The following is a 12,820-nucleotide window of genomic DNA, read 5'->3' on the forward strand; positions in this document are numbered from 1 at the left end:
AGAACTGGTGCGGGGCGAAATCGTATTCCGCGATGCGCTCGAGTGGCCGAGGAGTACGACCGATGCATCGCAACGACTCTCGAATCCAGTGACTCGGGCGAGCATCGATTCCGCTACGATCCGCCACCATCAGTGACGGACGAGTGGGTGTCGTCGCCGGGGCATCTCCCGCCTACGGGTGAATACTTCTCAGCGAACGGTAACGACAAGGAACGTTATGAGATGCCGCCATAACTGTCACTATATGTACGAGGATCCCCTCGTGCCGACCGACGTTATTGACGGAGGCGCGCATCGGGCCATCGTCGTGTACGCCACTGCCGTCGACCTCGTCGTCGGGGGGTAGACGAACATGAGTACCGAAACCGAAGCCGACCTCGACACGAACGGGGACGACTGGCACACGCGTTCCGTCGACCGAGTTCTCGGCGACCTCGACACGAACGAAGACGGCCTCACACAGGCGACGGCCGAGAGTCGTCTGGAGGAGTACGGGCACAACGAAATACACGAGGGAGAGGATATCTCACCCGTCGAACTCTTCGTCTCACAGTTTCGGGACGTTCTCATCTATATCCTGATATTCGCGGCTCTCCTCTCGCTCGGAGTTGGGTTCCTTCCGGGTGAGGACCCGAACTACGTCGACGCGGGACTCATCCTCCTCATCCTGCTCGGCAACGGGATTTTCGGCTTCGTGCAGGACTACCGCGCCGAACAGGCCATGGAGAAATTACGGGAGCTCTCCGCCCCGGAGACGGCTGTACTGCGGGACGGAGAGAAACGGACGATAGCCGCTACCCAAGTCGTCCCCGGTGATATCGTCGTCATCGAACAGGGTGACGCGATTCCCGCGGACGCCCGACTCATCGAGGTCACGAACCTGGAGACGATGGAAGCCCCGCTGACGGGCGAGAGCGCCAGCGTCGCCAAAGAGACCGGCGCACTCGACGCGGCGACGCCGCTCGCAGAGCGGTCCAACATGGTCTACATGAACACGGACGCGGTCAAAGGCCACGGTAAGGCCGTCGTCGTGGAGACGGGGATGGATACTGAAGTCGGGGGGATCGCGTCCCAGATCCAGGAAGCGGAAGAGGGGAAGACGCCGTTTCAAGAGGAGGTCGACGAACTCGGACGGCGTATCGGCTACGGTGTCGGGGCGCTCATCGCTCTCGTCGTCGTCGTGCAGTTCCTCTTCACCGAAGCCGACGGGATTGCGATTCTCCTGACGGCCGTCACCCTCGCAGTGGCCGCCGTTCCGGAAGGCCTCCCCGCAGTGGTGACGCTGACGCTCGCGCTCGGGTCGAAGAAGATGGTCGACAAGAACGCGCTGGTTCGCCGCCTCGCCGTCGTCGAGAGTCTCGGAGCGGTCGATGTCATTCTAACCGACAAGACGGGGACGCTCACCGAGAACCAGATGACGGTCAAACGAATCGCGTTCGGCGACGACGTGTACCAGGTGACGGGTGCTGGACTCGACCTCGAGGGCGAATTCAGACGTGACGACGAGACGGTCGACCCGGCGACGCTCGAACCGGTGTTACGATGTGGCGCGTTCTGTAACAACGCCGAGCGAGCCCCCGATTCGGAGGACGAGGAGTACTACGGTGATCCGACGGAAGTGGCGTTGCTCGTCTCGGCCGAGAAAGCAGGTATCAAAAATGACGTGGAGCGCGTCCGTGAAGTCCCGTTCTCGTCCGAGCGAAAACGGATGACCGTCGTCGTCGAGGCTGAGGGCGACCACGTCGCGTACATGAAAGGCGCTCCCGAAACCGTGTTGGAGCGGTGTAACCGCGTCCTCGTCGACGGCGAGATGCGGGAGCTAACCGACGAGACGCGACGGCAGATCCTCGAACGGACCGAATCGTTCGCCGGCGACGCACTTCGAGTGATCGGGTTCGCCCGGAAAGCGGTCGACGATCCGGACGCCGACGAGGATTCGCTCGAACGAGGACTGGTCTTTCTCGGTTTGCAGGGCATGATCGACCCACCACGTGCGGAAGTCGACGAAGCCGTCACCGACTGTCGGGACGCTGGTATTCGCGTCGTCATGGCGACTGGCGACAATCTCGAGACGGCGAAGGCGATCGGCGGGGAGATCGGATTCGACCCCGATGGTGCGATGACCGGTGCCGACGTCGAGGGGTTGAGCGACAAGGAACTCCGGGAGGCCGTCGAGGATGTCGAGGTGTTTGCCCGAGTCTCCCCCGACCACAAGGTCCGCATCCTCGAGGCGTTGCAGGCGAACGGCCACCGCGTGGCGATGACGGGCGACGGTGTCAACGATGCGCCCGGAGTTCGCAATGCCGATGTCGGCATCGCCATGGGCATCCGTGGGACTGACGTCACCCAGGAAGCGTCCGACATGGTACTCCAGGACGACAACTTCGTGACGATCAGGGATGCGATCGCGGAGGGACGCGGCATCTTCGACAACATCCGGAAATTCGTCAATCTGTTACTGTCGGCGAACGCCGGGGAAGTCCTCACCGTCTTCATCGGCGTCCTCGTCGGCAGTATTCTCTTCCCCGAACTGTTCGCGGCCCAGTCGGAGGCGCTCATCCTCACGCCGGTCATGCTACTGTGGATAAATCTCGTCACCGACGGCCTGCCGGCGCTTGCCCTCGGCGTCGATCCAAAGTCGCCGGATGTCCTCGAACGGGAGCCCCGGGAGTCGAACGAACCAGTCATCGACACGCGTGTTCTTATGTCCATCCTCACGATCGGCGTGACCCTGACCGTAGTCGGTCTCGTGGTCTTCTTCGAGGCACTGGCGACGTTCGAGGAGCTACTCGTCGCCCAGACGCTCCTGTTCACCTTCTTCGTCGTCTCGGAGATGGGAATCATCCAAGTCATCCGACGCCGGTTCGGCCAGGGAGTGCTCTCGAATCGGTGGCTCGTGGGCGCTGTAGTGTCCTCGCTGATCCTCCAGTTGCTCGTTCTCTACACCCCGATCGCCGGACTCTTCGGCGTCTACGGCATCGACCTCTCTGGGTGGCTGGACATCGTCGCCGCGGTGTCGGTCGTCGTCGTCGGCAACTACCTGCTGTCGATGGCCGCCGATCGGCTACTCGGGACGGAGCCGTCGATCGACTGACGATCGGTGGGCCTCAGTGGGCCGTCCACCCGCCGTCGATCGGTATGTTCGCGCCGGTTACGTAGCCCGCTCCGTCGGAGGCCAGAAACACTGCGAGTGGGGCGATCTCCTCGGGCTGTGCCGGCCGGTTCATCGGCGTGTTGTCCCGGACGTAACTGTAGAAGCGATCGGTTTCGAGCAACTCCTCGGTCATCGGGGTTTCGACGAATCCCGGACAGATGCTGTTGACGCGGACGCCCTCTTCGGCGTAGTCGACGGCAACCTGTTGGGTGAAGTTCACGACGCCACCCTTCGCCGCGGAGTAGGCCGCTGCGCCTTTGCCCCCAACCAGCCCATAGATCGAGGCCGTATTGATGATACAGCCATCCGTCTCCTCCAGGTGTGGGAGTGCAGCTTTCGTCCCGTGCATGACGCCGTCGAGGTCAGTCTGGACGACATTTCCCCATTCGTCTAACTCCATCTCCTCGACGGGGGTTTCGCTCGCGATGCCGGCGTTGTTTACCATCACATCGAGTTTGCCGAACTCGTCGACGGTCGTCTCGACGAGTTCCTCGACTTGATCGTACTCCCGAACGTCGGTCTGGACGTACGTGCATCCGATTTCGTCGGCAACCTCGGTTCCCTCCGACTCGGTACGGCTCGCGATGACGACGTTCGCACCTTCCTCGACGTACGCAGTCGCAATCGCTTTCCCAATGCCTGATGACCCACCCGTGACAATCGCGGTTTTTCCCTCTAATTGCATCGGTTCTCGATCAGTATTACAACAGCCAAAACAAAGTAGATGAGCCAGGTTCCCATGCGTCGGCAATTGCGAATGGGTATTACACCACCGTTTGTTCCCATCTCGCAACAGGCGCAGCACTATTCGGAGCATGTGGACTAACACCTCTCTGTGCTGTAGTGCTCGACTCAGACCGAGCCCATACGTAACTCGGAGACAATCGGGACAGGTCGGTAGAGGGCGATACACCTCATTCGCATGTGCGACTGCGAAAAGTCGCTGAAGTGCTCAAAGAGAATCACCGTTCCTCAAGCGAAGCAACCTGCCCCCCGTCTCACGATTCTTGGCGGGGGGAAACATAATCACACTCACCCACGCACTCTTCTTTGAGTGGGCTCTCACCGAGTACCTGCTCGGGCTTTGACCCACTTCGGAAGACGGTGATTCCCTTGAGATCGAGATCACGCGCGGACAGGAAAATCTCTTTTACATCGTCGACCGAGGCGGATTGGGGGAGATTCACCGTCTTGCTCACCGCGTTATCGACGTGTTCCTGGAACGCCGCTTGAACCTGGAGATGGTGATCGGCTGGGACGTCGTGGGCCGTTTGGAATAGCCGCTTCACGTCGTCCGGAATCCGCTCGACATTCTGGATCGTGGTCCGACCATGGAGGTCTTCCACGAGTTCCTCGGAATAGAACCCTCGTTCTCTCGCCATATCGACGAAACGGTCGTTGACGATGTCTAGCCCGCCCATCACGTGCTTCGTGTACGCCACGTTGTAGATGGGTTCGATACTGGCTGAACACCCCGCGATGAGTGAAATCGTCCCCGTGGGGGCGATGGTCGTGGTCGTGGCGTTCCGCATCGGCGCCTCCCGGATCGAGTTTTCCCACTCCGGAAACGGTTCGCGTTCGTCCGCCAGTTGCCGAGACGCCGCCCACGATTCCTCGTGAACGAACTCCATCAACTCGTCCGCGAACTCGACGGCTCCCTCGGAGACGTAGGGAATTCGGAGGTCGACGAGCATGTCGTGAAAGCCCATCACGCCGAGACCCAATCTACGCGTGTTGGTCACCATCTCCTCGATCTCGGGCACGGGGAACTCCGACATCTCGATCGCGTTGTCGAGAAAGCGCACGGCGAGGTGGACGGTGTCGCGGAGCTTCTCCCAGTCGACTTCCTCGCCGTCGGTGTGCTGGCCGAGGTTGATCGAGCCGAGGATACACGCCTCGTATGGGAGTTCGGGCACTTCGCCACAGGGGTTCGTCGCCTCGATCCGTCCGAGGTGGGGTGTCGGATTGTGCTCGTTGATCGTATCGAGAAACAACAGTCCCGGATCGCCGGTTTCCCACGCTGCTTCGGCGATTTCATCGAGAATAGCGTCGGGAGTCGCTTGCCGAACGGTGGCATCCGTTCGTGGATTCACGATCTCGTAGGCGTCTCCGGACGCGTGGGCCTCCCAAAACTCGGCGTCCGTCGCCACGGAGAGATTGAAATTCCGCAGTACGTCGTCGTCCGATTTGCTGGTGATGAACTCCTCGACATCGGGATGTGTCACGTCGAGGACACCCATATTCGCGCCGCGGCGGCGGCCCCCCTGTTTGATCTGTTCGGTCGCGGCATCGAATATTTTCATGAAGCTCACCGGTCCCGACGCGACACCACCCGTTTTTTTCACGACGTCGCCCTCGGGACGTAGCTGCGAAAACGAAAAACCAGTCCCCCCGCCGCTCTGGTGAATGAGTGCGGTCTGCTTGACGGCCGTGAATATCGAGTCGATCGAGTCCTCGACCGGCAGGACGAAGCAGGCAGCGAGTTGCTGGAGTTCGGTGCCAGCGTTCATCAGTGTCGGAGAGTTCGGGAGAAAATCGAGATTGCTGATCGCCTCGTAGAATCGCTCTTCGGTCGGTTCGACATCACCACCGAACTGTGCCTCGGCCGTCGCGAGATCTGCAGCGACCCGACGAAACATTTCGTCCGGCGTTTCGACGATGGTTCCCTCCTCGTCCTGTTGCAGATACCGCCGATGGAGAACGGTCTCGGCAACACTGTCGAGTGAGTCCATAGGTCTAGACGAGTTGCGCGTTGTCTTAAGACGTGCTCTCACTCCACACACTCACAAACTCTCGCAGAGCATCGACGAGTGGCACGCTCGCAAATGGGGTTCTGTCAGTCGTCGGTTCGTAGTTCCGTCACCTTCGCTATATTCCACGCGTATCCTCTCTCGTCTTCAGGCGTCTCGAGGACCATCGGCTTCTCGCGAAGCGCGTCATAGTTGACGAACTGGCGAAAGCCCGCCTCACCGATTTCTCCCTCGCCGATGTGCTCGTGCTCGTCTTTCTCGGAACCGAGCGGATGTTTCGAGTCGTTGAGGTGGAGATACTGCACGTTCTCGATGCCGACGGTCGAATCGATTTCCTCGACGAGATCGTCCACCGCCGCTTCGTCGGTGAAGTCGTACCCCGCAGCGAAGAGATGGCACGTGTCGAGGTAGATCCCGAGATCACCGTACCCGTAGACTGATGCCTCCACCATGTCATCGAGGTCTTCGAGTCGCTTGCCGACTGTGGTGCCCTTTCCGGCCGTGTTCTCCAGCAGAAGCGTCACGTTGCTCGGTACGTCGACCTCGGACAGCCGCTCGCCGACGTTCTCGATACCCATCTCCTCGCCGGCACCGGTATGGGCTCCGGGGTGAAACACGTAGTACGGAACGTCTAGCGTCGCCGCTGCATCGAGTTCATCCTGCACACAGTCGAGAGACTTGCTCGCGAGTAGGTTCGTCGACGTCCCGATGACGGTGAGCATGCCGCCCAGCATCGCGGCGAACGAGAGCGGAATGAGAAGCTTCGACGGCGAGGTGCCGGTCTTCCGGGCGAGCTCCGTGACAGCGGGGATCAGTACGGCGACGATGGGGGTGTTGTTGACGAAACCCGCTGACGGGCCACCCAGCCCGACTGTCGCGAGGAGTTGACGGGATTCGCTGTCGCCCGCGAACGTCTCCATCTTTCGCGTGAGTATCTGGATGATTCCGGTCTGTCGTACCCCCTCGCTGAGGACGAACATCGCCAGCACAGTGATGGTCGCGGGATTCGAGAAGCCCGAGACGCCTTCCTCGGGGGAGACACCCGTCCACGGACCGAGGAGGATCAACACGACCATCAGGGCGATCGCGGTGGTGTCGATCGAAACCGGCTGGAAGATGAACAGGACGAGCGCGACGACGATGACCGCAAGAACGACGAGTACGTCGACAGAGACTGGCAGTTGCACGGGAAACTGCTGGAGTAGTGCCAGCGGTGCCGGTACGGATCCGAGCAGTACGGTCGTCACGAATCAACCGGGAGTAAATTCTCGTGGTGCCAACATAGTAGTACGGTTCGCGCCTCTACATCCCCGGTGCTCAGCTAACACTGGTGCAATACACGGAGGGTGTGCGAACGCCTAACCTCGATAATTCTCGCTCCGTCACCCAGTATACTTGTGTACGGCAGTTTCCTACTCACGGCCGTACCTAGACACGGAATGTCTGGATTCTCGTCACTGTCCTGCTTTCGTGGCCGGAGACAGGGGATGTGACTCACACCGCTTTTTTACTGTTATCGACCATGGCTACTCACAGGGACTTCTCCGCTGGAAATGGATGAACATCCGATTCAAACGCCGTGGGCGAAATCGTCTGATGAGATAGTAGCGCATTACGAGGTTTCTGTAGACGAGGGGCTGAGCGAGGACGAAGCCACAACCCGGCGCGAGCGGGTCGGCCCGAATGCGTTGCGCGAAGCGGAGCAGCGGGGCTGGTGGGGGGTTCTGGCGGACCAGTTCAAGAGCTTTATCGTCCTGTTGCTGGCGGTGGCGGGTGTGGCAGCTTTTGCACTGAACGAGAACATCGAGGGCGTCGCTATCTTCGTCGTCCTCCTCATCAACGGGCTCATCGGGTTCGTGACCGAGATGCGGGCACTCAAATCGATGGAGAGTCTCCAGGAGATGGTCGAGATCGAGGCCCGCGTTCTGCGTGCGGGGGAGATCAGGGATGTTTCCGCGGAAGAGTTGGTACCGGGGGACATCGTGGTCCTCAACGCCGGGAACGTCGTTCCGGCCGACCTTCGAGTGATCGAGCCCTCCAAGCTCCAGGCCGACGAATCGGCCCTCACCGGCGAGTCCGTTCCCGTCGGAAAGACGAGCGACGTCCTCGAGGAAGACGTGGCCCTCGCCGAGCGGGAGAACATGCTCTACAAGGGGACGAGCGTGACGCGGGGGACCGCCGAAGCGATCGTGGTGGCCACGGGGATGGACACGGAACTCGGTAAGATCTCGGCGTCCCTTCTGGGAGAGGCTGAGGAGAAGACGCCGCTCCAGCAGAAGCTCGATGGTCTCGGGCGGAAACTCGTTCCGTTCCTGCTCGTCGTGGCTGCAATCGTCCTCGTCTCTGGATGGCTCAGGGGCCAGGATCTGTATCTGATGGTCGAGACGGCCATCGCACTGGCGATCGCGACCATTCCGGAGGGGCTGCCGGTAGTCGCCACGCTCGTGCTCGCGCGCGGGATGTGGCGGATGGCGGACCGCAACGCCCTGATCAACAACCTCGGCTCCGTCGAAACGCTGGGCTCGACGAACGTCATCTGTACCGACAAGACGGGCACGCTGACGGAGAACGAGATGACCGTCAGCCAGTACGAGCTGGCCAACGGCTCGGTCGCCGTCACCGGGACCGGACTCGACACCGAGGGGACGTTCCAGCACGGCGACGAGGATCGGGATCAGCCACAGGATCCTGCCCTCCAGGAAGCGCTGGAAGTGGGCGTTCTCTGTAACAACGCGTCAGTGACTGAGGAGGATGACGAGACGGCTGTGACGGGTGATCCGACGGAAGCTGCCCTCCTGGTAGCGGGATTGAAGGCCGGGATCGATCGGGACGGTCTCCTCGAGTCGATGCCGGAGGCCCACGAGGTATCGTTCGATCCGTCCGTCAAAATGATGGCGACCTACCACGAGTTGAACGGGAACTACAGGGTTGCCGTGAAGGGGGCGCCGGAGGCAGTCGTCGAGTCGTCGACCCGGCTGGTAACGGGTGACGGCACCGATCCCCTCTCGGAAGATGACAAAGAAGAGTGGATTCAGAAGAGCGAAAACATGGCCGAAGACGGATTGCGCGTCCTCGCTCTCGCCAGGAAGGAGGTCGAGAGTACGGACGACCCGCCGTACGAGGAACTGTCGCTGCTCGGGTTGGTCGCCATGATCGATCCACCACGCGAGGAGGTCAAATCGACTATTAAGAACTGTCTGGACGCGGGGTTGCGAATTGTCATGGTGACCGGTGACCATCCTGGGACGGCTAGAAACATCGCCCGGAGTGTCGGGTTGATGGATCCGGAAGACGACGAGGTCATCCAGGGGAGCGAACTCGACGACCCCGAGAACCTGTCCCAGGACGAGATGGAGCGGTTCGTGAACGCGTCGGTCTTCGCGCGGGTCGCCCCGGAGAACAAGCTCGATCTGATCGGGATTCACCAGGCAGTCGGGTCGATCGTGGCCATGACCGGCGACGGGGTCAACGACGCGCCGGCGCTGAAGCGGGCCGACATCGGCGTCGCCATGGGTCAGCGAGGAACGCAAGTGGCCCAGGAGGCGGCGGACATGATCCTACGGGACGACAACTTCACCAGTATCTACCACGCCATCAGGGAGGGGCGGATCATCTTCCGGAACATCCGGAAGTTCGTGCTGTATCTCATGTCCTGTAATCTCAGTGAATTGCTGGCTATTCTGATCGCCGCACTGCTGGGCTTTCCGCTGCCGTTGCTCCCGTTGCAGATCCTCTTTCTCAACGTCGTGACTGACATCTTCCCGGCGTTCGCGCTGGGGGCCTGTGGGGGCAGCAAGGAAATAATGAACACGCCGCCGAGAGATCCCGACGAGTCGATCCTGACCCGGACGCACTGGACCGAACTGGGGTTATACGGAACGATGATCGCAGTCGCGACTGTCGGCACGTTCGTGATCGGGGGTGGCATGTACGCCGGCGGCATGGGAGCCGAAGAGGTCGTCACCATGTCGTTCCTCACGCTAGCGTTCGCCCAACTCTGGCACGTGTTCAACATGCGAGAGCTCACATCCGGCATCGTGCGCAACGAGGTCACCAAGAACGCGTACGTCTGGGGTGCCCTCGGCCTGTCTGCCCTGCTGGTGATCGGCACCGTCTACCTGCCGGGGGTTTCGCTGGCACTGAGCACCGCCTCCATCGGTCTCGAAAGCTGGCTCGTCGTGCTTGGAATGAGCCTGGTGCCCCTCGGCGCCGGGCAGGTGCTCTTGGAGTTTCGCCGTCGGTTCGGGACTCCGAAGCTGGGGACGCGACTCGAAGAGCTGTTGTTCGATTGATTACGATCGGTTGGTCAACCGATGTCGCTCTCGTCGAGCTGGGACCAATTATCCAAGCCGACGCGGAGGGCAGCTTTGAGTGCCCCGAGGACAACGGGACCGAAGAACAGTCCCATAATCCCGAATGCGTACGCCCCACCGAGGATACCGAGGAGGATGACGGCAGGATTGAGCTTCGCGTACCTGTCGACGGCGAATGGACGGAGATAGTCGTCGGTGAGCCCAACCACGATGACGCTGTAGACGAATAATCCGGCGGCGAGCAGCGGTTCGCCAGTGAGATACAGATAGACCACTGCCCCGCCCCAGACGGGGATCGCACCGACGAGCGGAACCATCGCGAGAACGATCATGACGGCCGTCCAGAACAACGCATTGGGGACGCCAGTAACGACGAGCCCGACTCCGGCGACGACCCCCTGGACGATGGCAACGAAGACGTGTCCGAAGAGAACGCCCCACATCACGTCGTTAATCTCGATGTAGAGGTCGCGCTGACTGTCCATTGGGAGGGGGACCGTTCGGTGGAGCCAGTTGACCAGGTCGTCGCCATCTTTGAGAAGGTAGTACACGAGAAAGAGTGCTAACGCGATTCCGATGAGGTGGAAGGTGATCGTCCCGAACGCTTGGGTCGACCGTTCGAATACGATCGTCCCGATTTCCCGCCCTGAGCTAACGAGCTCGCCTGTGATATCGACCTCTTGTCCGGTGAGTTCCTCGATCCGGGATTCGATCATCTCGATCTGCACTGGGTCAGTGTCGAAGTCCTCGAGGACCCGGTCAGCACTATCCACGACCGTTCCGAGAACGACTACGAGCGGTGCGACGAATCCGGAAACTGCTAGGATCACGAGCGAGAGGGCAGCGACCATCGGCGATACGTACGCTTCGAGGCGGATCTGCAGCGGATAGAGCACGTAGGCGAGGAGGACGGCACCGAGGACGTACTGGAGAAACGGCTGGATCAGCATGGCCGATAGCACGAGGAGGGTGACGATGAGGGCGAGGACAAACCCCTTGCTGAGGTTCACAACTACGAATTTGTCGAGCAATGGCAAAAAGATTCGATATCATCTCAGCTGTAGACCACTTTGATTGCCATCGACTGCCAGGGTTATTCGGACCCGAATCAAAGCCAGTCGGCTACAGCCCCCACTTATGGGTCTGTGTGTCCAACGAGATACCGTATGCCCGAAGAAGTCCTCTTTCAGTCAGAGGGATCCCAAAGTCGATCGGAGATCGCGTCGTATCTTCGTCGAGTCGCAGACAAACTCGATGCCGGTGACGATATCACCCTGACCGCTGGCGAACAGTCAGTGACAATGACACCCCCTTCCCAACCGACGTTCGAGGTGAAAGCCGAGCGCGAGGGACCGACCGATAGTCCTGGTGAGCTGAGTATCGAGTTCGAGATCGAGTGGGCTGAAGATGGAGACGTCGGAAACGGTGAAAGCGGTGGTGGGTTGGAAATCGAGTGAAGGCGGTTCTCTGTGGCGAATCGGTATTTTTGCGGAGATTTCCGGCGAGAGTCGATATCTCCTGGCTTGTATGGATTATTGTTCTGTCTCCGATTCCAAGACAACATCCCCGCTTGGCGGCGTTTTTGTCTGACCCAACTGCCAGAGATTTTCTGAATGAGTCTCCAAGTCGGATTCAACAACCACAGGAGACGAAGCACCCGATCACGACTCGATCTCTCTGATAATTTCGTCGGCTTGCTCACGAGCTTTTTGCTCACCCACGTTCTTCTGGATCAACACAGACTGGACTACCCAATTATCGGGGGCTTCCCGCTTCCCCATCCGGACCTCGCTTCCCTCCGAGACGGAATCAGAGACACGGTCCGCCCAGTCTGGCGTCCGAATTTGATCGAACTGGTCAGGGTCCCGATACCGAACGTGGATGTACTCGTCCTCTGTCGTAATCGACTTGACCTCTGGAATTCGTGCCATGGCTGTTCGTAGGACAAGGAAATGTAAAAATCAGCATGTCAATTCGAAACTGAAGGGTTATGAGAAGCACTCGCCAGCTATCCAGATCGAGAGCCTTTTGCTCTGTGGTTCACCGTTTCAGGGCGAATCTGGAGGCACAGTTTGCGGTCACCTGACGACAGTCACAGGCACTGATGCACGCTTCATCACCGTTTCAGCGACCGAACCCATGAGCATTCGAGCGACACCCGAACGTCCGTGGCTCCCGATGACGATCACGTCGATGCCGTGTGTTTCCGCGTACTTGAGGATCTCGTCTGCGGACTTGCCAACCTTGCTCGCCGTCTGTACCTCCCGGTCGTGCTCAGCAGCCTTCGCTTCAGCCTCGGCGAGCAGTTCTGCCGAGCGTTCCTGGGCCCGTTTCCGGAGCGTTTCGTCCCCGACCAGTGCTTTCGCGGTGTAGCTCTCTTCGATGTAGTCGATGACATGGAAGACGGTGATCGATGCATCCGAGTACACGTCGAGCGCGTGTGCCAGCGCCTTCTCCGAGAGCGGGGTCCCATCGAACGCGACGAGTACCTCGTCGACGGAGGACATACTCTGGGAGACGCGTCAAAGCCACATATAGGCACGGGGACAACTGAGCCTGCGGAAGATGAGGTCCCACCTCTCCCGATAGAACGGGCTGTCTCG

General features: G+C 60.2%; 9 protein-coding genes. 3 read left to right on the forward strand and 6 right to left on the reverse strand.

All coding sequences use genetic code 11. The annotated features are described in order from the left end of the window. Positions 1-352 precede the first annotated feature (352 nt). Positions 353-3,094 (forward strand): cation-translocating P-type ATPase, encoded by a 2,742-nt coding sequence (locus DU484_RS07845; RefSeq protein WP_114605617.1) that lies wholly within the window; start codon positions 353-355, stop codon positions 3,092-3,094. Between the two features lie 13 nt (positions 3,095-3,107). Here the strand turns inward: DU484_RS07845 and DU484_RS07850 are convergent, their stop codons facing one another. From DU484_RS07850 to DU484_RS20375, 3 genes are all read right to left on the reverse strand, one after another. After that, on the reverse strand, positions 3,108-3,839 hold the full coding sequence (locus DU484_RS07850) for an SDR family NAD(P)-dependent oxidoreductase (protein WP_114605618.1): 732 nt from the start codon (positions 3,837-3,839) through the stop codon (positions 3,108-3,110). 313 nt (positions 3,840-4,152) lie between these two features. After that, entirely contained in the window at positions 4,153-5,886 is a 1,734-nt protein-coding gene (locus DU484_RS07855) for an adenosylcobalamin-dependent ribonucleoside-diphosphate reductase (RefSeq protein WP_114605619.1), read from the reverse strand. Between the two features lie 104 nt (positions 5,887-5,990). Continuing rightward, a complete protein-coding gene (locus DU484_RS20375) occupies positions 5,991-7,115 on the reverse strand; it encodes a deoxyribonuclease IV (RefSeq protein ID WP_114606738.1) in 1,125 nt (374 codons plus the stop codon). A 342-nt stretch (positions 7,116-7,457) separates the two neighbouring features. On the opposite strand from DU484_RS20375, the gene DU484_RS07865 reads away from it, so the two are divergent. Continuing rightward, positions 7,458-10,196 (forward strand): cation-translocating P-type ATPase, encoded by a 2,739-nt coding sequence (locus tag DU484_RS07865; protein WP_114605620.1) that lies wholly within the window; start codon positions 7,458-7,460, stop codon positions 10,194-10,196. Positions 10,197-10,210: 14 nt separating this feature from the next. Here the strand turns inward: DU484_RS07865 and DU484_RS07870 are convergent, their stop codons facing one another. Continuing rightward, on the reverse strand, positions 10,211-11,254 hold the full coding sequence (locus DU484_RS07870) for an AI-2E family transporter (protein WP_114605621.1): 1,044 nt from the start codon (positions 11,252-11,254) through the stop codon (positions 10,211-10,213). 129 nt (positions 11,255-11,383) lie between these two features. On the opposite strand from DU484_RS07870, the gene DU484_RS07875 reads away from it, so the two are divergent. Continuing rightward, positions 11,384-11,674: an amphi-Trp domain-containing protein gene (locus DU484_RS07875; RefSeq protein WP_114605622.1), complete on the forward strand. Its 291-nt coding sequence runs from the start codon at positions 11,384-11,386 to the stop codon at positions 11,672-11,674. A gap of 204 nt (positions 11,675-11,878) precedes the next feature. On the opposite strand, the gene DU484_RS07880 is transcribed toward DU484_RS07875, so the two are convergent. Then, a complete protein-coding gene (locus DU484_RS07880; protein WP_114605623.1) occupies positions 11,879-12,148 on the reverse strand; it encodes a hypothetical protein in 270 nt (89 codons plus the stop codon). A gap of 147 nt (positions 12,149-12,295) precedes the next feature. Further along, positions 12,296-12,724 (reverse strand): universal stress protein, encoded by a 429-nt coding sequence (locus DU484_RS07885; RefSeq protein ID WP_114605624.1) that lies wholly within the window; start codon positions 12,722-12,724, stop codon positions 12,296-12,298. Positions 12,725-12,820 lie beyond the last annotated feature (96 nt).

Origin of the sequence: Haloplanus rubicundus (assembly GCF_003342675.1) — an archaeon.
GTDB lineage: Archaea > Halobacteriota > Halobacteria > Halobacteriales > Haloferacaceae > Haloplanus > Haloplanus rubicundus.